Source organism: Microbacterium sp. HA-8, from assembly GCF_046111165.1.
Classification (GTDB): domain Bacteria; phylum Actinomycetota; class Actinomycetes; order Actinomycetales; family Microbacteriaceae; genus Microbacterium.
In genome coordinates this window covers 2,792,297-2,811,433 of sequence record NZ_CP162025.1, presented here as the reverse complement: position 1 = coordinate 2,811,433, position 19,137 = coordinate 2,792,297, and the positions used below count along the sequence as shown (strand labels likewise).

Here is a 19,137-nt window from a genome sequence, read left to right as displayed (position 1 = left end):
TCCCGGGCCCGGTTTCACGTCACCTGTCTGATCCGTGTCGTGCGCTCGTCCCTGCCTCCCGGAGATTCTCGCGCATCCAGGTGGCGAGACGCTCGAGATGATCGGCCGGCGTGAATCCGGACGACGTCACCTTCGACAGATCCAGGACGCTGTAAGCGGGTCTCGCCGCTACTCTCGTTTCCGTGCGGCTCTCGGTGTACTCCGCCGTGCTGATACCCGAAACGAGCTCCGGGTTCTGCCCTCGGGCACGGTACACCTCCTGCGCGATCCTCGCCCAAGAGGTCGGCTCCCCGGCGTTGGTCACGTTGTAGATGCCTGGTGGAAGACGTTCGTCGATGAGGTGTGCGATGCCAGCCGCCAGATCCTCAGCGAAGGTGAGTCGTCCGAGCTGGTCGGTGACGACCTTCACCGGCTTCCCATCGTCGGCCAACCGCGCCATCGTGCGCACGAAGTTCGTGCCGCCGCCGATCACCCAGGAGGTGCGGACGATGAAGTGCGACGGGACGCTCTGGGCAGCCAGATCGCCCGCCGCCTTGCTCTGACCGTAGACACCGATCGGGCAGACAGGATCATCTTCGCGATATGGTCGCCGCGAGTCGCCGTCGAATACGTAGTCCGTCGAGACATGGACGAGTGTCAGCGCGTGCCGCCTGCAGATGCGCGCAAGGTTCTCGACGGCAGCCGCGTTGATCGCCCACGCGTCTCGGCGGCCGGTGGGGGTCTCGGCCGCGTCAACCGCCGTGTAGGCAGCGGCATTCACCACGACCGAATAGTCATTCCATACTCTCGCGCGCTCGAGCCCGGTCGACGTGATGTCCAGCTCGTCCCGATCGACGTAGTCAACGGACCGAGCGCCTCCCCAAAGATTGCGCAATGCGCTTCCGAGCTGACCGTTCCGTCCGATGACCAGGGTCTTCTTCGTTGGCGTCCCGAGCGACGGGGACAGCGGGGGATGCTTTGCGTCGGCGGGGGATACCACCGCCCTGTCGAGAGCGATCGGCCACGGAATGTTCAGCGTCCTGTCCGCGAGGTTGACGAACGTGTACGACGCATCGGACGACCAATGGTCGTTCACGAGGTAGCTGTACGCGGTGTTCGGCTCCAGCGTCTGGAATCCGTTGGCGACGCCTCTCGGCACGAAGACGGCGACCGTCGGGTCGATCTCGACGGTGAAGGTCGCGCCGAAGCCCGGGCCTTCCCGTAGGTCGACCCATGCCCCGAAGACACGGCCTGTCGCGACGGACACCCACTTGTCCCAGGGCTCGGCGTGTAGCCCTCTTGTTGTGCCCACGCTCTTGTTGAAGGAGATGTTGTTCTGAACGGGCCCGAAGTCCGGCAACCCGGCGGCGACCATCTTCTCGCGTTGCCAGTTCTCCTTGAACCAGCCTCGTTGATCGCCGTGGACCGGTATGTCCCAGACGGTGAGGCCGGGGATGGGGGTTTCGGCGCGACGCAGCGGGGTCCCGTCCTCGACCATGGTCACTGGCCTTTCGCCGTGTAGAAGGCCTCGGTGGCGTCCTTCGCGCCCGCCCACCAGGCTTCGTGGCTGCGATACCAGTCGATCGTCGCGGAGAGACCGGCCTCGAAATCGCGGTATTGCGGCCGCCACCCCAGCTCATCGCGCAGTTTGCTCGAGTCGATGGCATAGCGCAGGTCGTGTCCGGCTCGATCGGTCACGTGGTCGTACGCGTCGGTAGGTTCACCCATGAGGTCGAGTATCAGCTCCACCACGTCCTTGTTGTTCTTCTCCCCGTCCGCGCCGATCAGGTACGTCTCGCCGATCCGACCCCGCTCCAAGATGGTGAGCACCGCGGAGGAGTGATCGTCGGCGTGGATCCAGTCGCGGACGTTCTCGCCCTTGCCGTACAGCTTGGGGCGGATGCCGCGGATGACGTTCGTGATCTGGCGCGGGATGAACTTCTCGACGTGCTGGTAGGGGCCGTAGTTGTTCGAGCAGTTCGAGATGGTCGCCTGGACACCGAACGAGCGAACCCACGCGCGGACGAGAAGATCGCTCCCGGCCTTCGTCGAGGAGTAGGGCGACGATGGGTTGTAGGGGGTCGTTTCCGTGAAGCGGGCCGGGTCATCCAGCTCCAGATCGCCGTAGACCTCATCGGTCGAGACGTGGTGGAAGCGGGTGCCGTGGCGGCGCGCTGCCTCGAGGAGGGTGTACGTGCCGATGATGTTCGTGTCGAGGAAGGGACGAGGGTCGTCGAGGGAGTTGTCGTTGTGCGACTCGGCGGCGTAGTGGACGACGGCATCCGTCGATGTCATCAGGTCGTCGACCAGGGCCGGGTCGGCGATGTCGCCGTGCACGAAACGCACACGAGCCTCCGGGAGACCTGCGAGGGACTCGCGGTTGCCCGCGTACGTGAGCTTGTCGAGGACCGTGACGTGGTGGTCCGTATGCGCGACCACGTGGTGCACGAAGTTGGATCCGATGAATCCGGCGCCGCCGGTCACGAGCAGCCGCGACATCACAGGCCCCTGTCGAGGAGGTCCAGGAGATAGCGTCCGTACCCTGACTTCTCCAACTCTCGTGCGCGGTGCCGGAGTTCTTCGTCGGACAGGAAGCCCTGACGCCACGCCACTTCTTCGGGCGCGCCGATCTTCATTCCCGTCCGCCTCTCGATCGTCCGCACGTAGTCCGACGCGTCGGTCATCTGGTCGAAGGTGCCCGTATCGAGCCAGGCCGTACCCCGCGGAAGGACTTCGACGTGGAGTTCGCCGCGCTCGAGGTAGGCGCGATTGACATCCGTGATCTCGTATTCGCCTCTTTCGCTGGGTGTCAGTTCTCGGGCGATGTTCACCACGTCGTTGTCGTAGAAGTAGAGACCCGGGATCGCGTAATTGCTCTTGGGTGTTCTCGGCTTCTCCTCCAGCGACAGCGCGTTGCCGGCGCGATCGAACTCGACGACGCCGTAGGCGGAGGGTTCACCGACCCAATAAGCGAAGATCGCACCCCCTTGGACGTCTCGATACCTCTTGAGCTGCGTTCCCAGACCGGGCCCGTAGAGCAGATTGTCGCCCAGGACGAGCGCGACTTTCTCACGGCCGATGAATTCCGCGCCGATCGTGAAGGCCTGGGCCAGCCCATCGGGCGACGCCTGCTGTGCGAAGGTCAGAGAGATCCCGAAGCGGGAGCCGTCGCCCAGGAGCCGCTCGAAGTGGGCCGCGTCGTGCGGAGTGGTGATGACCAGAATGTCTCGGATACCCGCCAGCATCAGCGTCGACAGCGGATAGTAGATCATCGGCTTGTCGTACACCGGGATGAGTTGCTTCGATGTCCCCAGTGTGATCGGATGCAGTCGAGTGCCGGAGCCCCCGGCCAGGATGATCCCCCTCATGCCGATATGGTGTCACACACTCGCGCCGCTCACCGTCGTACGGCGGTTCGACCGCGGCCGAGCGTCGTGCCGCAGAATCCTTCGAGCCTGCCGAGGAAGGCCGGCACCCCCGCCACCAACGGATACTCCGAATGGCGCCTGAGGCCGATGATCGCCCCCGCCGCTATGTGCGCCAACTGGAGAAGGAGCGGGTAGCGGTGTCGTCGGTACACCCTGGCGATCCCCCTGCCGTACGCACGCAGTTTCCACCGTGCCTCTCGGGAAGAAAGGCCCTCGCCCTCAGCGATCCCGCCGATCCAGGCGGAGTGGGGCGGCAACCATACGAAACGTCGAGCGCTCTCCGGCGACGTGGCGAGCCATCGCAGCAGGAGGTCCGTGACTTCGCCGGCCTGCCATGGCGTCGGCGCACCTGTGCCTAGCGCCTCATCGAATCCGCCCAGCCCCACGAACGCCGAGCGTCGGATCGCGAGTCCCATCTCGATGACCTGCCACACGTTGCGGCGATCCAGCGGGGTTCCCGGAGCCGGTAGCGAAAATCGGTCGCCCTCCGGTGCCCGCACGGTCACGCACCCCGAGGCGTCACCGATGCCGGACCGGATCGACGCCACGGAACCCGCGGGAAACCAACTCGTGTCGTTCGGAAAGAGCAGGAGATCGTCGTGGCGGGTCTGACTCAGGCCGACGCCGACGTTTCGACCGCGCGACGCACCCCGCGCCGATTCACCTACGATCAAACGCGCGCTCAGCGCTGAGCGGTGTCGCTCCGCGAGCGCCCGGGTCTGGGCGACGTTCGCTTGGGCGACGATGACAAGGGTGTCTCTCTCGCTCAGCTGCGGGATCAAGGATCGGATGAGTCGCTCCAGGTAGTCGATACGACCGAGCGTGGTGACGACCATCGTGATGTCCGAGTCGCCCGGCCTCGTCATGACGGCGACTCCGTCGTGCTGGCGACAGCCTTGACGGATCCGATGGTCGGTCGCGCAAGCAGAGCCGTCGAGATCAGCTCCGTCAACGCGTACCCGATGGCCGCTCCCACCGGCCCGATCGCCATGGTCAGCAGGATCATGGCGGGCACCCCGACGACCGTACCGACCAGAGTGGCCGTCATGACGGTGCGTGCCCTTCCCGCGGGGAAGAGCACGTGTCTGGTCATCGACGTGCGCAGCGAGAACAGGGCGAAGGCGAACCCCAGGACGATGACGACGTCCGTCGTCGCTGCGGCCTGCTCGCCGAAGAGCACGCCGCTCACGAGGGCGCCCGCGGAGCCGAGGACGACCCATCCGGCGATGCCGAAGCCACCATGGGCCGTCAGCGCGATCTTCAGGCGGCGGGCGCGCGCGGGGCCGCTCACTTCGGCGCTCCAACTCTGCAGGGCGTTCGCGAGCGTATAGGGCAGGAAGGTGCCGAGCTTGAGTAGCTTGTCAGCCGAGGCGAAGCCGGCGGCGGCGACGCCCGGTGAGAGGACGTTGACCAGGGGAGTCGGGACCGCAGAGTACGCGCCGAGGGCGGCATCGTTGAGGGCCACTGGCGCGCCGGTGCGGAACAGTGAGGGGATGCGAGAGGGAGAGGGCCACTGTCCGCGGTAGCGGCGGAGAACCCGTCGCGTGTACAGGGCCGTTCCCGCGAGCGTGACGACGATCCCGGCCGCCGGATAGAGCTCGACGGGCCCCTGCGCGGCGATCGCGATCGCCGCGACGATGGCGATACCGAGACGGGGCAGCGCGTCGAAGGCGGCGATCGCGCCGGGCGAGCCGATCCCCACGGCGAACCAGGTGAACGACAGGGCGATGAGCGCTCCCTGCAGGCCCATCAAGACAGCCAGAAGTTCCCATCCGGGCGATGCGACGAGGACGCAGACCACGGCCATGAGGGGGAGCGCGATGACCGCGGTGAGGAGCCGAACGACGAGGGCCTCTCGATAGAGCGTGCCGCGGGAGGGGTCATCCGGCGCGATCGCGACGAGCGCGGGACCGATGGTCGTCCACCCGTAGGCGATGGCGATGGCGGCGAACGTCCCGACTGCTTCGCCCGCTATCGCGCTCGCCCAGCCGTCCGGACCGGCGCTTCGCGAGACAGCGGGAAGCACGAGGAGGGGTGAGATGGCGGCGATCGCCGGAAGCATCGTGAAGCCCGCGAGTCGGCGCCACAGGGGGGACGGGGCGGTCATCGGCGTTCTCGCGCGAGAGTCTCGAGAAGAACCGCGGCGGTCCCCGCCGCAGCGGTATCCCAGCTGAACGTCGCGGCGCGGGCGGTTGCCCGGCCCTTCTCCGCGGCGGACGGAGGGGTATGGATGGCGCGGAGGATCGCCTCGGCCAGCGCCGAGGGGTGACGGGCGTCCGCGTACGTCGCGATATTCCCACCGACCTCGCGCAGGACCGGGATGTCGTGCGCGACGACGCGGCACCCCCGCGCCATCGCGTCGATGAGGGGCAAGCCGAAACCCTCCGCCAAAGACGGGCAGACGTACACGTCGGCGACGGAGTACAGGGCTTCCAGCTCCGCATCCGACACCCATCCCGGGAGGAGCACGTCGGCGTGCAGCCCCAGGCCCTCCACCATCGGCCGCAGCGGATCACCGCTGGGCTCGGCGCCGGGGATCACCGTGTAGGGGCGCTGTCCGGGATCGATCGCTGCGATGGAGCGCAGCAGCCCGTCGAAGTTCTTGTGGGGCATGCGGTTCCCGATGCTGAGCACGACGGCACGGCCGGCCGGTATCGGCCACGTCGACAGTGCGTCGGACTCGGCGTGGGCGGGTGGCGTGCTCGCGCCGTTGTGCACGACATGGATGCGTCGGGCATCGACGCCCAGCCGCTCGATGATGGACTGGCGTGCGGCGCGCGAGATGGTGATGACGGCGTCGGCAGTGCGAGCCGACCGGCCCATGAGCCATGACGTGATTCCGCGCGAGACCCGCTCCGCGGCCGCGCCGGGAACCTCGTCGTAGATGACGTCGTGGATCGTCGCGACGCGCGGCATCCCCGTCACGACGGGGCCGAAGTTCTGGGGTGTCCACAGCACGTCTGCGCCGCTCCGCCGCGCCGCGCGCTCTGCCAGAAGGGCCTCCCCGGCTGCCCAGCTGACTTTTCCGGCTCCCACCGGGCGCAGCGTTTGGACGCCCCCGGGGAAGAAGGCCCGCACGCGTTCCGCGCCGACGTGATTGGCCAGTGCGACCCAGTCCGCCTCGGGAGCCTGCGCCGGCAGGCGGCGGAGGAGCTCGCGCGCGTAGGTCTCCGTCCCCCCTCGACCGCCCGTGTAACCGAGAAGGTCTACGACGATGCGCACGGGCTCAGGACTCGATGATCGCTTCGGGCGGCGACTCGCGTCGGGGAATCGTCAGAACCCCGGCGAAGAAGCTCATCATGATCGTCTGGAATCCCAGCATGAGTCCGAGCGCGCTGGGGAGCGCGATACGCACGACCTCCGCAGCATCCTGCGGGCCGAAATCGAGGCTGCCCCAGCGAACGACCTGAACGATCCCGACCAGGACGCCCGCGACGAAGAGCGCCAGACCGACCAGCAGGCCTCGTTCGGACGACCATCTCGAGATGATCGATCGATATCGGGGGCTCGCGGGGAGAAATGCCTCTTGCGTGGCGTAGAGCTTGGTGAGCCAGGCGAACAGCAGCGACTGATATCCGATGACGCACAGCGCGGTCGCGTAGACCATGGTCGTGACATCGAAACCGATGTCGCCGATCCTAACCGGCCCCACCGCGAGGATGCCGACGGCGAGTGCTCCGAGGAGGAAGGCGACCAGCCCGGGATAGATGAAGAGCCAGCGGGGCGAGAAGAGCAGAAGGAACCGCAGGTGACGCCATCCATCGTGCCAGCTGCGGAGGTGGGGCGGCCGGGAGCGACCGTCCTTCTTGAGGGTCGTGGGGACTTCTTCGATGCGGTAGCGCGCCAGCGATGCCTTCACGACCATCTCGGAGGCGAACTCCATGCCGGTCGTCTGCAGGTCGAGTGCCGCGATGCGGTCGCGGTTGAACCCGCGAAGCCCGCAGTGGAAGTCCCCGATGTTGGGACGGAAGAAGAGCTGTCCGATGCCCGAGAGGACGGGATTGCCGAGGTACTTGTGCAGGGGCGGCATGGCTCCGTCTGCGATCCCGCCGCGGAAGCGGTTTCCCATGACGAGGTCGGCCCCGCCGCGAAGACGTTCGACGAACGGCTCGAGCGAGGTGAAGTCGTAACTGTCGTCCGCGTCGCCCATGATGATGTAGCGCCCTCGAGCCTGCTCGATGCCCTCGATGAGCGCGGCGCCGTACCCGCGCCGGCTGGCGGGAACGACGCGCGCCCCGAGGCGACGCACGATGTCCTGCGAGCCGTCGGTGCTGCCGTTGTCCGAGACGAGGACCTCTCCGGCGATGCCGGTGCGCTCCAAGAATCCCTGCGCCTTGCGGATGCAGACCTCGAGGGTCTCCGCCTCGTTGAGGCAGGGCATCAGGATGGTCAGCTCGAGAGCCGGGTGATCAGGACGACCGTCCATCGAGGTCCTTTCCTGCGCGGCGCGTGCGCCGGCGTGATGAGTCGGGTCGTGGTATCGCGGCCAGGATCGCGTCGATCGTCCGCGCGATCGTACGGTCTTCCACGGCCTTTTCGTACCAGGCGCGGGTGGTGCGCCGGAGCTCGTCGCCCTGCTCAACGGCGCGGACGATCGCCTCACCGAGGGTACCCGGTTCGACGGAGGCTGCGATGTAGCCGTTGACTCCGGGTTCGATGAGCTCCGTGGCTGCGTTGCCGTCGTCCGCCACGAGGACGGATGGCGTGCCGTGGGCGGCTGCCTCGACGACGACGAGGCCGTACCCTTCGCGCCGAGAAGGGTGCACGAGGCAGGCCGCACGTCCCAGGAGGTCGTGGAGTTCACGCTCCGAGACGAACCCGGGCATCCGCGTCCAGGGGTCGGCGGCCGTGCCATCGACAGCCTCGCGGACCGCCGCGGTCGACGACCCCTCGCCGAGGATGACGAGGCGCAGATCGGATACGCTCTCCCGCGCCGCGGCTACAGCTGCGGGGACGTGCTCGACGCGCTTGTCGGGGATGTGGCGACCGACGTACAGCGCGAACGGGGGATCGGTCCGCTCCAGTCGAGGGGTGACGTCGATCTCTTTGTCGATGAGTCCCGGGCTGAGGAGGAGTTCACCGCGCAGGCCCTCGGCGCGGAGGCGGCGCGCGGAGAGCTGCGAGTGGCACGTCGCGATGGGCGTGAGGGCGATCGCCGCCCGCTGGAGCGCCCAGCCGACGGATCCGGTGAGAAGACCGGCATAGTCGCGCCACTGCGTGCGCCCCCACACCTCCAGGTAGTCGACGAGGATCCGGGTCGGGGAGCCGCGGAGAGCCGCGCGGGCCGCGAAGACGTTGAGGACCGGCAGACCGCTCACGATGACGGCGTCGAAGCGCGTTCGGTCGCGCCTCAGGCGTCGGTAGAGCCGGTGAGCGTAGGAGGCGGCTGCAGCGCTGCGGCGGACACCTCTCTCGTCGTAGAGACGCAGGGGACCGCAGACCTCCTCCACGGAGAACGAAGCCTCGTCAGCCGCTGCTCCCCAATCGGCCGTGAGGTAGGTGACGTCGTGTCCGCGGCGTGCGAGCTCCTCGGCGAAAGCGCGATACTGTCGCTCTCCGCCGCCTGTCGTAGCCGGGAAGAGGCAGTCGTATGCGATCGCGATACGCAGGGAGGACACAGTCAGCAGCCCTCGATCCGGAAGACGCGGGCGTCGGGGCCCTCAGTGTCGACCACGGTGAGGTGCTCTCCTTCGACGAGATTCACGACGCCCCCGTGGCCGACGGGGTCGTCCGCGCCCATCACATCCCGGCTTCCGAAGTCCACGACGTAGTCCACCCCGGTGCGGTTGACGGCCTCGCACACCGCCGGATCGTCATCGATGCGTGCGAGGTTCTGCGCGAGGAAGGTCTCGTCCGCGCTCGGAGCACCGAAGATGTGAGGCTCCGTCACCGTCAGCCCGGCGAGGGCGTATGCCAGGTTGGCGCCGGTGCGCGGGCTCGCGATGACGAGGGATCCCGGCTCCGCGTACGTGGTGAGGCGCTCGAGCACGGCGCGTTCGTCGGCGGTGAGGAGGAGGGCGTCGTCGCGGTACTGGTGTGCTTCGTTCACCTGCGCCAGCGCCAGGGACACGTTGGGTCCGAGGGCCGCCGTCGAGAGGACGGCGCCGATCGCGACAAGCGCCGCGGCGGACCACGCCGCGGGGCTTCGCGAGAACTGCGCGCTCACCCACCACGTGCGCGTCCATCGCCGCACGTCCGACGCGAGATCCGTGATGCCGAGGGTTGCGATCGGGATGGCCGCGATGGGGAGGAGCGCTGCGAGCCGATTGGGGTCGCTGTACCACGGGTCGGTGAGGAACGCGCGGAGCGGGTTCTCGACCGCCGTTCCCGCCGCGAGGACGTAAAGCAGGACCGCCACGGCGAAGGGCATCGCGAGGGGGATTCGCTGGGGTCGCCGCACGATCGCGACCGCACCGAGGAAGAGGCTGACCGCGATCACGACGGTCGGCACGTAGCCTCGCGGAGTCACGGTGAGGGCATGGTAGAGGGCCGAGGACGTGCTCTCCCAGGGCGTCCACCCCCACACCGCGGCGTTGGTCGTGGCGACACGCCACAGTGCCGCCCCCGCAGCGAGGAAGGCCACGGGGACTGCGACAGCGAGGGCGATGGTGAGCCGGGTGCGGCGGCGCACGGCGACGAGGGCGGCGTCCGCGACGAGGTAGGCGCCCGCGAACGCGAAGGTGGCGACGAAGGCGTTGGGGTGTGCGAGGAAGACGCCAGTGACGATCGCCGCCGCGAGAAGGGCGGCGAGGACGCGCTGGCGGGTCCCTGAGGCGCGTCGGACGAGGATCACCGACGCGAGGGCCGCCGGGATCAGCGCGTAGCCGAGCGCGTTGGGATACAGCACGCCCCAGTTGAAGAAGAGTGCGGGAAAGGCGCCGAACCCGGTGGAGAGCATCCCTGCGGTGACGAGGGCGATACGTCGTCCCGGGAACAGCTGGGCGGCGAGGGCGAGGTTGCTCACCGGCCAGATGAGGGCCACGACGGCGAGGTTCGTCGCGTTCACGGCGACCGGGACACTCGCTCCGGAGACGCTCGCGGTCACGGCGGTCAGCGCGTGCCATCCGCTCGGGTAGAACGGGATGTCGGACGTCGCCCCGATGGAGAACGGCGACGCGTTCGCCGTCTCGATCGCGTATCGCACGGTGTTCAGGTGAACGATGTTGTCGAATCGCTGGGCGATCGTGTCGGGTGCGCCGAAGGCTACGGTGAATTGGGCCCCGATCAGGATGAGGGCGGCGAGCGCGACGACCGCCGCGGCGACGTGCAGAGCGGTCCGGTCGGCTGGTGGGACGGTCGGTTGGCTGACGAGCCGGACAACGCCTGCAGCGCCGACCGCGATCGAGGTCATCACGGCGAGGGGCAACAGCCCCCAGCGGAGGCCCGTCAGCGGAGTGAGCGCGGCGGATACGCCCACGATGGAGGCGGAGATGGCGGGAGCAAATAGGATCGGGCCGATCCGTCGGATGCCCCAGCCGGTGGCGACGACGGCCAGGCCTGGGAGGACGAGAACCGCGACTGCGACGAGAAATGCGGGCACAGCGTCCCACCATGCCCCGACCATTCACATCCCGTCTCTCGCTCGATGGTGCAGTCTGACATGCTAGTCGACGTCGATATCCCCGCTCGGAGACGGCTCTGTAGACTCGTTCGCCGGGCTGGGTCGTTCCCGTTCGCACCTCTCTCTCGCATCTCAGAAAGCGCTCCATGGATCTTCTCATCGTCGGATCGGGCTTCTTCGGGCTCACCATCGCTGAACGCGCCGCTTCGGACGGGAGGAAGGTCACGGTCATCGACCGCCGTCACCACATCGGCGGCAACGCCTACAGCGAGGACGAGGCGCAGACCGGTATCGAGGTCCACCGGTACGGGGCCCACCTGTTCCACACGTCGAACCCGGCGGTGTGGGAGTACGTCAACCGCTTCACGACCTTCACGGACTACGTGCACCGCGTGTACACGAATCACAAGGGGGTCGTGTACCCGCTGCCGATCAACCTCGGTACGATCAACCAGTTCTTCCAGGCCGCCTATTCGCCGTCCGAGGCGCGCGCGCTCGTTCAGGAACTGGCGGGGGAGTTCGACGTGAAGGACGCGGCGAACCTCGAGGAGAAGGCGATCGCGCTGATCGGTCGGCCGCTCTACGAGGCGTTCATCCGCGACTACACGGCCAAGCAGTGGCAGACGGCGCCGACCGACCTGCCCGCCGAGATCATCTCGCGGCTTCCCGTGCGCTACACCTACGACAACCGCTACTTCAACGACACGTGGGAGGGCCTACCGACCGACGGATACACCGCCTGGATCGAGCGGATGGCCGATCACCCGAACATCGACGTCAAGCTCTCCACGGACTTCTTCGACGAGTCGCAGCCGCTCAACAAGGCCGCCACGGTCGGCCAGCTGCCCATCGTGTACACGGGGCCCGTCGACCGCTACTTCGATTTCGCCGAGGGCGAACTCTCGTGGCGCACTCTGGACTTCGAAGAAGAGGTGCTCCCCGTCGGCGATTTCCAGGGCACCTCCGTCATGAACTACGCCGACGCTGACGTGCCGTACACGCGCATCCACGAGTTCAAGCACTTCCACCCCGAGCGCGCCGATCGGTATCCCGACGACAAGACGGTCGTGATGAGAGAGTTCTCCCGCTTCGCCACGCGCGATGACGAGCCCTATTACCCGGTCAACACCCTCGAGGACCGCTCCGGTCTACTCGCCTATCGCGAACTGGCCAAGGGCGAGCGCGATGTCCACTTCGGTGGGCGCCTTGGCACCTATCAGTACCTCGACATGCACATGGCGATCGGGTCGGCCCTGTCGATGTGGAACAACCAGTTCGCCTCATGAGACGCCACTCAGCCAGAATCCCTCGTGCGCGCCCGCGGCCTCGTCCTCGAGAAGAGGCCCGACGACCGTGATCACTCGCTGACCGCGGGCGAAGACCTCGCGGCAGGGCAGCGAGAACGTCGGGTTCTCGGGGTGAGCGCCCGTGAGCTCGAGCAGGCGATGTTCGGAGAGTGCATAGACGACGCGGTCGATGCCTGCCCAGTACGCCGCGCCCGAGCACATCACACAGGGTTCCGCGCTCGTGAACAGGGTGGATCCCGCCATTCCCTGCGCACCCAGCTCACGGGATGCTGCCGCCACGGCGCGCATCTCGGCGTGCTGCGTGGGGTCGCCCTCAGGAGGAAGCGAGTTGTTGCCGAAGGATGCCACGATCCGCCCCGCGGCATCGACGACGATCGCGCCGAAGGGATGCGCACCGCTCTCGCGGGAGCGCTCGGCGACGCGGATGCTTTCGCGCAGCAGCTCGAGGTCGGCATCTGTTAGGTCGGAGGGCGCGGCGGCAGGAGGCATCGTGTCCAGCGTAGAGGCCTCCCCGAGCGGTCATAGACTCGACGGGTGACCACCGCCGCCGTCGGCAGCCCCGGCTCCGCCCGGCGATACCTGCACTCCCTCTGGCTGCTCTCTGCCCGAGACCTGCGGGTGCGTTATGCCACCAGCATCCTGGGCTATCTCTGGTCGGTCCTCGATCCGCTCGTGATGAGCCTGATCTACTGGTTCGTCTTCACCCAGGTGTTTCAGCGCACGGTCGGCACCGAGCCCTACATCGTGTTCCTGATCACGGCACTGCTGCCGTGGGTCTGGTTCAACAGCGCGGTGTCGGACTTCACGCGCGCCTTCAACAAAGACGCCAAGCTCGTGCGATCGACGGCGATCCCGCGCTCGATCTGGGTCGGTCGGATCGTGCTGAGCAAGGGCGTCGAGTTCTTGTTCTCGTTGCCGGTGCTGGCGCTGTTCGCGATCATCGCCGGCGCTGGCGTTGGATGGGGACTGCTCTGGATGCCGGTTGCCGTGCTATTGCAGACGGCGCTGCTCGTGGGGCTCGGCCTGCTCGTCGCGCCGCTGTGCGTGCTGTACTCCGACCTCGAGCGCACGACGAAGCTGATTCTGCGCGCGCTGTTCTATGCCTCGCCGATCATCTACGGCGTGGCGGATCTGCCCGGCATCTTCTCCGACCTCGCCGCCTTCAATCCGCTTTCGGGCATCTTCACGCTCTACCGCATGGGCTTCTTTCCCGACCAGTGGGATACCTTCACGGTCGTCGTCGGCGCCCTCATGAGCCTCGGTTTTCTCGGGCTCGGCCTGCTTGTCTTCCGTTCGCTCGAGCGACCCGTGCTGAAGGAGCTGTGATGGCGGCATCTCACGGCGCTGCCATCGAGGTCTCGGGGCTCGGCATCCGCTTCCGGCGCAACCGTCGCGGGCGGCGTAGCTTCAAGGACCTATTCGCGGGCTCTGCCCGTCGCGCGCGCCCGAACGAGTTCTGGGCGCTGCGCGATGTCTCATTCACCGTGCGCCCGGGCGAGTCGATCGGCGTCGTGGGCCGCAACGGGCAGGGAAAATCCACGCTCCTCAAGCTGGTCGCGGGCGTACTGCTTCCCGACGAGGGCCGCGTCGACGTGCACGGGGGAGTGGCGCCGCTCATAGAGATCACCGGCGGCTTCGTCGGCGACCTCACGGTTCGCGAGAACGTGCGCCTCACCTCGGGCCTGCACGGCATGTCGCGCGCCGAGGTGTCGCGACGATTCGACGGCATCATCGACTTCGCCGAACTGCACGACTTCGTCGACACGCCCTATAAGCACCTCTCGAACGGCATGAAGGTGCGCCTCGCCTTCGCCGTGGTGTCGCAGCTCGAAGAGCCGATCCTGCTGGTCGACGAGGTGCTCGCCGTCGGCGACAAGGCCTTCCGCGAGAAGTGCTACCGCCGTATCGATGAGCTGCTCGCTGAGGGACGCACGCTCTTCTTCGTCTCGCACAATGAGCGTGACCTGCGGCGCTTCTGCACGCGCGGGCTGTACCTCAACAAGCACCGGCTCGAGATGGATGCCGACATCAGCGAGGTGCTCGCCCGCTACAACGCCGACTATCCGTCGATATAGGGCCGCCTCGAGCCGCTCAGCAAACGTGGCGCAGGCTCAGGCCGCGGGCAGCGCGGGCATCGGCGTCCATGACCTGTCGCGCGAGATGGCGATGCCATCACGCCAGCCGCGCCAGAGGTTGCTCGTGCCGCGCACGGTGCGCTCGACCGCGACCAGGCGGATGAGCTCCTTCGCGAACGTCAGGAAGGTGCCGATCGCGAAGCGCAACGGGCGGTGGGCGCCGTGGGTGCGGAAGTAGTGCTTCATGTGCCCGCGGTTTCGCATGATGTAGTAGCGGTAGGCGTTGCTCGAGGCGTTGAGGTGTCGCGTGCCCATGTCCCACTGCTTGATCTCGCGCGTGCGCTTCAGGACGAATTCGTCGACGATCACGGCGGTGGTCTGGCGCGAGGCGAGCCATCCGTACACCGAGTCGTCCCAGTAGATGAAGAAGCGCGGGTCGGGAAGCCCCACCTTCTGCACGATGTCGCGATGGATGAACATCCCCTCGAAGCATCCAGAATTCATCACCCGGTAGCGCTTCTCGTCGAAGCCCGCGGGGGCGAACGGGATGGGGATGCCGAGGGGGATCGACAGCCGGTACTGCCAGTAGAACTCGCTGCCGTCGTAGTCGTAGCGGCGGCCCTGGATGCTCTTGAAGCGCGGCGCCCACGCGCCCATGCGAGCAAGGCCGTCGGGGATGACCTCGACGTCGTCGTCCATGAGCCAGATCCAGGTCGAGCCGAGTTCGTAGGCGACGCGCATGCCCTCGCTGAACCCGCCGGCGCCGCCGGTGTTGGTGTCGAGGCGGCGATAGACCAGCTCGGTACCGAGACGCTCGCGGAACGACGCCACGACGTCGGACGTGTCATCGACCGATGCGTTGTCGACGACGACGACGTGCCCGGGCTTCGGATCCATGGTCGCGATCGACTCGAGCAGGCGGGTCAGCAGACCCGAGCGGTTGTAGGTGACGATCGCGATCGTCGCACTGGCGGGGTCGAAGGTCTCGGTCATGATGCCTCCTCGAAGCGCTTGCGCCAGGACTCGACCGACACCAGCTCCGGGAGGGCATCACGATAGGCGCGGGAGAGTGATGGCCACCTCCGCACGAGCGCGCGATGCAGCCGTACCGAATCGATCAGCATCCGTCGGTACTTCGCACGATCGCGCGTGTAGATGTTCTTGCCCGAACCGTCGGCGGCGCTGACGATGGCGCTGTCGAAGAGAGGCACTCGCCACCAGTGCGCGTCGTTCTTGCTGAACTCCACTTCTGGTCGCTCGACATTGGCGGGGCTGGCCCCCCGCATCCAGTGCGAGGCGAGCGTTCGCACCGTGAACCACCGAAGCCGCAGCCCGCTCGGGCTGTCGAAGGTGTTGAAACGCTGCCGCCGGAACACCTGTCGGCCGCGCCGCGATCGCATGGGAACGCCGGTGTCGCGGTGCACGACCGTTTCCGGATACTGCGCGGCGATCTTGCGCGCCGCGGGCATCGCCGTCGCGAGCGTCCGCCACATGTGGCCCGGGCCCTGCATGAGGTCGCGCAGCGCGCGATGGCGCAACGCAACGGGGTAGTACTGCATCATCATCAGGTGCTTGAGGTCGACCCGCCGACTGTGCCGGGGCAGCGTTCCGCCCGACGAAGCGTTCGAGTGAAGCAGGGCCGCGACGATCCGGTTGCGCGCGTGGAAGTAGGCCTGCCAGTCGATCGAGTCGTCCTTGCCCACCCACGACACGTGCCAGAGCGCGACGCCCGGCAGAGAGACGGTCGGATAACCGGCCTCACCGGCCCGCAGGCAGTACTCGGCGTCATCCCACTTGATGAACGCGGGCAGTGCGAGCCCGACATCGCGAAGGATCGCCGTCGGGATGAGGCACATCCACCAGCCGTTGTAGTCGGCATCGAGACGTGCATGCAAAAGCGGAGTCTGTCGCAGGTTCGCGACGGAGAAGTCGTGTGGCATGCGTTCCTGGAACAGGTTGCGCCACATGAAGGGCTGCTCATCGACCACCTCGGCCCAGGCATGCAGCTTCGGCCGATCGAGCAGGTCGAACATGTGGGCGCCGACGATCGTCGGCTCGCTGGCGTATCTGCCGAAAATGATCGAGCGACGCACGGACTCGGGCTCGATGCGCACGTCGTCGTCGAGAAGCTGGACGAAGTCGCTCTCGTCCGCGTCCAGCGTCTCGAGCATGGCGCGGGCAAATCCACCCGACCCGCCGAGATTGGGCTGGCGGATGATGCGCAGCTTGTCGCCGAGCCTGGCGGCGACGTCGGCGTATCCCTCCTGATCCGACACGACGGCGGTGCCCTGATCGATGAGATAGATGCGTTCGATGACCTCGAGTGCCTCGGGCGCGTTCGCCAGATCCGTGAGGGTCGCGACGCAGTAGTCGGGCTTGTTGAACGTGGTGATGCCGAGCGACGCTCCGCGCGGGCGGATGGGCTCGTGATCGGTCGTCCACTGCGCGCCGCGGAAGAGCACGTTGCTCTCATCGGCGACGATGTCGAACCAGATCCAGCCGCCGTCGCTGTACTGGTCGAGGACGAGATCGAAAGAGCTCTCCGCCTCGCCGTCGACCTCACGTGTCTCGAGGCGCTGTTTGACGCCGCTCCCGTTCGATCGGTACACCAGCACGGTGGCCGGCCCCGTCGTCCGCACGGTCAGGTGCACGCGGCGCACCGACGTCCAGTGCTGCCAGTACGACGCGGGAAAGGCGTTGAAGTAGGTCCCGAACGACACTCGACGCCCGGCGACGACCCGCGCGCTCCTGCGGTCGAGGACGTTGCCCAGGTGCGCGACGCTCGACACCCGGACCGGTTCTTCGTCGATGACGGACCACGTCTCGGGGTCCGCGTAGAGCGGAAGCAGATCGGGGTCGCGTTCGAGGGGAAAGACGACGTTCTGCAGGACGTGTGTCACGGGTGAAATCTCCGGAGGGTCGGCGGGCGCGGGGCGTCGAGCCGAGATGGAAGCCTACCCTGGGATCTCCGCGTCATCCTGAGGAAGCGCCGCCGAGCCCCGAAGGCGCTGTTCCGGGATACGCAAGCGAAACAGCGGACGGGTCATTTGTATCGCGATGCGATACACGACACACTCGTGCCGTGGTCGAACTGGTCGACTATCGGGACTATCACTGAAGGGAAACGCTCATGATGAAGAATCCTCCGCACCCCGGCACCGTGATCGGCGAGGACGTTCTCGGCGAGTTGGGGCTCACGGTTGCTGAAGCGGCGGCGCGCCTCGGTGTGTCCCGTGTCGCGCTCAGCCGTGTCATCCACGGTCACGCCGGAGTGAGCCCGAATCTGGCCATCCGGCTGGAGCGGTCAGGTGTTGGTACAGCGCGAGCCTGGTTGGCTATGCAGGCGAACTACGACCTGGCCCGTGAGCTCGACAGCAAGGATCACCACGTGACGCCGCTCGTCGTTGCCTGAGTCCGTTCGACCCGTTTGTCGCTTCGACAGGCTCAGCGACCGGAGGGCGGGCGCAGCGATCGCGACGCGGATCTCCGCGTCATCCTGAGGAAGCGCCGCCGAGCCCCGAAGGCTCCGGATCGGGATGCCGGATCCGCTCACGCCACGAACGCGCAAGACCTGCCCGCACGACGCAGACGACCAGCAGCATCCACCCGAATCCCGTGAGCGTGAAGCTCTCGAACACCGAGTCCACGAGCAGCGTCACGAGGATCAGCGGCGTCCACGCGTAGAGGACCGAGCGCCGGGCGCTCGCGACGAGCCAGGAGCGCACGAGCGCGATCGCGCTCATGCCGACGAACAGGATCAGGCCGAGCCACCCCGCCTGCAGAAGGATGTCGAAGTAGGCGTTCAGCGCCGACCCGTGGGTCGAGCCCGTGATGATGTTGATCGACGAGAACGGAAACTCCGCCGCCGGCCAGGGGCCGAACCAGCCCCAGCCCTGCACCGGCCGCAGCCGGACGTAGATCAGCAGCGTGTCCCACAGGCCCGCGCGGGTGGCGAAGTCCGAACCGGCGTTCAGCAGCGCGATGATGCCCTCGCGGAAGAAGTACGAGATCGTCAGCCCGATCACGACGGTGCTGGCGAGGCCGATCTGCAGGGTGCGGCGGCCGGCGGGGGCGGCGCGACGCACGAGCGCGAGGGCAGCCGTGGCCCCGGCGACGGCGAGGGCGAGCACGAAGACCGTCGGCGAGGCCGAGAAGAGCGCGAGCAGACCGCCCAGCGCGAACGAGAACACCGCGATCCCGGTGCGCAGCGCGTGCGTGCGCCACTCGATCACGAATGTCACGAGCGCGATCACCGCGACGAAGCCGAGCATGTTGCGGGTGCCGAAGATGCCCTGCACGGGCCCGCCCAGGGCGAGGTTGCCCTCGACCCCCAGGAAGCGCAGGGGGGTGTCGAGCAGCACGCCCGAGAGGATCTCGAGGGCGAGCGAGACCGAGAGCAGCGTGCGCAGCACATCGCCCAGCGCGCGCACGGTCTGCAGCGTGTCGCGCACGTGTCCGATCACGATCGCGAGAAAGGCGACGGCGGCAAGGCCCAGCCAGCCGCCCAGGGTGCGCAGCTCGTCGGTGCTCCAGAACACGCTCGCCAAGAGCCACGCGAGCAGCCCGATGAGCGTCGTCGGCACGAGCCGCAGCAGGTTCAGCTCGCGCCGGCGGCGCACGAGCATCGCGAGCCCCACGAGGCACAGGCCGCCGAGCATTGTCGCGTACGTGACGCCGCCCGCGGTGCGCTGGATGACGAACGACGAGAGGACGAGGCCGAACGCGGCGAGGGTGAACGCGCGGGCGAGCGCCGCCGAATCGAGCGCATCGCTCACCCACACAGTGAC

17 protein-coding genes are annotated in these 19,137 nt (G+C 67.5%); 4 read left to right on the top strand and 13 right to left on the bottom strand.

Annotation, left to right across the window (positions count from 1 at the left end):
* Nucleotides 1-19: 19 nt before the first annotated feature.
* From rfbD to AB2L57_RS13360, 9 genes are read right to left on the bottom strand one after another with little or no spacing between them, the layout of a single operon-like run.
* Nucleotides 20-1,477, bottom strand: coding sequence for a dTDP-4-dehydrorhamnose reductase (gene rfbD, locus AB2L57_RS13400; RefSeq protein WP_409047314.1), 1,458 nt, complete (start codon nucleotides 1,475-1,477; stop codon nucleotides 20-22).
* 2 nt (nucleotides 1,478-1,479) lie between these two features.
* On the bottom strand, nucleotides 1,480-2,478 hold the full coding sequence (gene rfbB / locus AB2L57_RS13395) for a dTDP-glucose 4,6-dehydratase (protein WP_409047313.1): 999 nt from the start codon (nucleotides 2,476-2,478) through the stop codon (nucleotides 1,480-1,482).
* A complete protein-coding gene (gene rfbA, locus AB2L57_RS13390) occupies nucleotides 2,478-3,347 on the bottom strand; it encodes a glucose-1-phosphate thymidylyltransferase RfbA (protein ID WP_409047312.1) in 870 nt (289 codons plus the stop codon). Before rfbA ends, rfbB begins: the two co-directional genes overlap by 1 nt.
* A 29-nt stretch (nucleotides 3,348-3,376) precedes the next feature.
* The gene (locus tag AB2L57_RS13385) at nucleotides 3,377-4,273 is read right to left on the bottom strand and encodes a glycosyltransferase family 2 protein (protein ID WP_409047311.1); all 897 of its coding nucleotides are present in this window, start codon (nucleotides 4,271-4,273) and stop codon (nucleotides 3,377-3,379) included.
* A complete protein-coding gene (locus AB2L57_RS13380) occupies nucleotides 4,270-5,514 on the bottom strand; it encodes a lipopolysaccharide biosynthesis protein (RefSeq protein ID WP_409047310.1) in 1,245 nt (414 codons plus the stop codon). The genes AB2L57_RS13385 and AB2L57_RS13380 overlap by 4 nt, the downstream gene beginning before the upstream one ends.
* Nucleotides 5,511-6,629: a glycosyltransferase family 4 protein gene (locus AB2L57_RS13375; protein WP_409047309.1), complete on the bottom strand. Its 1,119-nt coding sequence runs from the start codon at nucleotides 6,627-6,629 to the stop codon at nucleotides 5,511-5,513. Before AB2L57_RS13375 ends, AB2L57_RS13380 begins: the two co-directional genes overlap by 4 nt.
* 4 nt (nucleotides 6,630-6,633) lie before the next feature.
* On the bottom strand, nucleotides 6,634-7,833 hold the full coding sequence (locus AB2L57_RS13370) for a glycosyltransferase family 2 protein (protein WP_409047308.1): 1,200 nt from the start codon (nucleotides 7,831-7,833) through the stop codon (nucleotides 6,634-6,636).
* The gene (locus AB2L57_RS13365) at nucleotides 7,817-9,025 is read right to left on the bottom strand and encodes a glycosyltransferase family 4 protein (protein WP_409047307.1); all 1,209 of its coding nucleotides are present in this window, start codon (nucleotides 9,023-9,025) and stop codon (nucleotides 7,817-7,819) included. Before AB2L57_RS13365 ends, AB2L57_RS13370 begins: the two co-directional genes overlap by 17 nt.
* Before the next feature lie 2 nt (nucleotides 9,026-9,027).
* Entirely contained in the window at nucleotides 9,028-10,947 is a 1,920-nt protein-coding gene (locus tag AB2L57_RS13360) for a DUF6541 family protein (RefSeq protein ID WP_409047306.1), read from the bottom strand.
* Nucleotides 10,948-11,114: 167 nt separating this feature from the next.
* Between AB2L57_RS13360 and glf the strand changes: the two genes are divergently transcribed.
* Nucleotides 11,115-12,254 (top strand): UDP-galactopyranose mutase, encoded by a 1,140-nt coding sequence (gene glf, locus AB2L57_RS13355; protein ID WP_409047305.1) that lies wholly within the window; start codon nucleotides 11,115-11,117, stop codon nucleotides 12,252-12,254.
* On the opposite strand, the gene AB2L57_RS13350 is transcribed toward glf, so the two are convergent.
* Nucleotides 12,249-12,764 carry a nucleoside deaminase gene (locus tag AB2L57_RS13350; RefSeq protein ID WP_409047304.1) on the bottom strand — a complete coding sequence of 172 codons (516 nt, stop codon included), beginning with the start codon at nucleotides 12,762-12,764 and terminating at the stop codon, nucleotides 12,249-12,251. The two genes, glf and AB2L57_RS13350, sit on opposite strands and share 6 nt — an antisense overlap.
* 45 nt (nucleotides 12,765-12,809) lie before the next feature.
* On the opposite strand from AB2L57_RS13350, the gene AB2L57_RS13345 reads away from it, so the two are divergent.
* Both AB2L57_RS13345 and AB2L57_RS13340 read left to right on the top strand, forming a co-directional pair.
* Nucleotides 12,810-13,601, top strand: coding sequence for an ABC transporter permease (locus AB2L57_RS13345; RefSeq protein ID WP_409047303.1), 792 nt, complete (start codon nucleotides 12,810-12,812; stop codon nucleotides 13,599-13,601).
* Nucleotides 13,601-14,350: an ABC transporter ATP-binding protein gene (locus AB2L57_RS13340; RefSeq protein ID WP_409047302.1), complete on the top strand. Its 750-nt coding sequence runs from the start codon at nucleotides 13,601-13,603 to the stop codon at nucleotides 14,348-14,350. Before AB2L57_RS13345 ends, AB2L57_RS13340 begins: the two co-directional genes overlap by 1 nt.
* Before the next feature lie 36 nt (nucleotides 14,351-14,386).
* Here AB2L57_RS13340 and AB2L57_RS13335 read toward each other — a convergent pair whose 3' ends face one another.
* Nucleotides 14,387-15,343 (bottom strand): glycosyltransferase, encoded by a 957-nt coding sequence (locus AB2L57_RS13335; RefSeq protein ID WP_409047301.1) that lies wholly within the window; start codon nucleotides 15,341-15,343, stop codon nucleotides 14,387-14,389.
* Nucleotides 15,340-17,250 (bottom strand): glycosyltransferase, encoded by a 1,911-nt coding sequence (locus AB2L57_RS13330; RefSeq protein ID WP_409047300.1) that lies wholly within the window; start codon nucleotides 17,248-17,250, stop codon nucleotides 15,340-15,342. The genes AB2L57_RS13335 and AB2L57_RS13330 overlap by 4 nt, the downstream gene beginning before the upstream one ends.
* Before the next feature lie 230 nt (nucleotides 17,251-17,480).
* On the opposite strand from AB2L57_RS13330, the gene AB2L57_RS13325 reads away from it, so the two are divergent.
* Nucleotides 17,481-17,762: a HigA family addiction module antitoxin gene (locus tag AB2L57_RS13325; RefSeq protein ID WP_292810256.1), complete on the top strand. Its 282-nt coding sequence runs from the start codon at nucleotides 17,481-17,483 to the stop codon at nucleotides 17,760-17,762.
* Nucleotides 17,763-17,841: 79 nt separating this feature from the next.
* Here the strand turns inward: AB2L57_RS13325 and AB2L57_RS13320 are convergent, their stop codons facing one another.
* Nucleotides 17,842-19,125 carry an O-antigen ligase family protein gene (locus AB2L57_RS13320; RefSeq protein ID WP_409047299.1) on the bottom strand — a complete coding sequence of 428 codons (1,284 nt, stop codon included), beginning with the start codon at nucleotides 19,123-19,125 and terminating at the stop codon, nucleotides 17,842-17,844.
* Nucleotides 19,126-19,137: the final 12 nt, after the last annotated feature.

Bases quoted from the DNA above. Each gene is read 5' to 3' on its own strand.
- rfbD (WP_409047314.1), bottom strand. From the start codon at position 1,477: ATGGTCGAGGACGGGACCCCGCTGCGTCGCGCCGAAACCCCCATCCCC.
- rfbB (WP_409047313.1), bottom strand. From the start codon at position 2,478: ATGTCGCGGCTGCTCGTGACCGGCGGCGCCGGATTCATCGGATCCAAC.
- rfbA (WP_409047312.1), bottom strand. From the start codon at position 3,347: ATGAGGGGGATCATCCTGGCCGGGGGCTCCGGCACTCGACTGCATCCG.
- AB2L57_RS13385 (WP_409047311.1), bottom strand. From the start codon at position 4,273: ATGACGAGGCCGGGCGACTCGGACATCACGATGGTCGTCACCACGCTC.
- AB2L57_RS13380 (WP_409047310.1), bottom strand. From the start codon at position 5,514: ATGACCGCCCCGTCCCCCCTGTGGCGCCGACTCGCGGGCTTCACGATG.
- AB2L57_RS13370 (WP_409047308.1), bottom strand. From the start codon at position 7,833: ATGGACGGTCGTCCTGATCACCCGGCTCTCGAGCTGACCATCCTGATG.
- glf (WP_409047305.1), top strand. From the start codon at position 11,115: ATGGATCTTCTCATCGTCGGATCGGGCTTCTTCGGGCTCACCATCGCT.
- AB2L57_RS13350 (WP_409047304.1), bottom strand. From the start codon at position 12,764: ATGCCTCCTGCCGCCGCGCCCTCCGACCTAACAGATGCCGACCTCGAG.
- AB2L57_RS13340 (WP_409047302.1), top strand. From the start codon at position 13,601: ATGGCGGCATCTCACGGCGCTGCCATCGAGGTCTCGGGGCTCGGCATC.
- AB2L57_RS13335 (WP_409047301.1), bottom strand. From the start codon at position 15,343: ATGACCGAGACCTTCGACCCCGCCAGTGCGACGATCGCGATCGTCACC.
- AB2L57_RS13325 (WP_292810256.1), top strand. From the start codon at position 17,481: ATGATGAAGAATCCTCCGCACCCCGGCACCGTGATCGGCGAGGACGTT.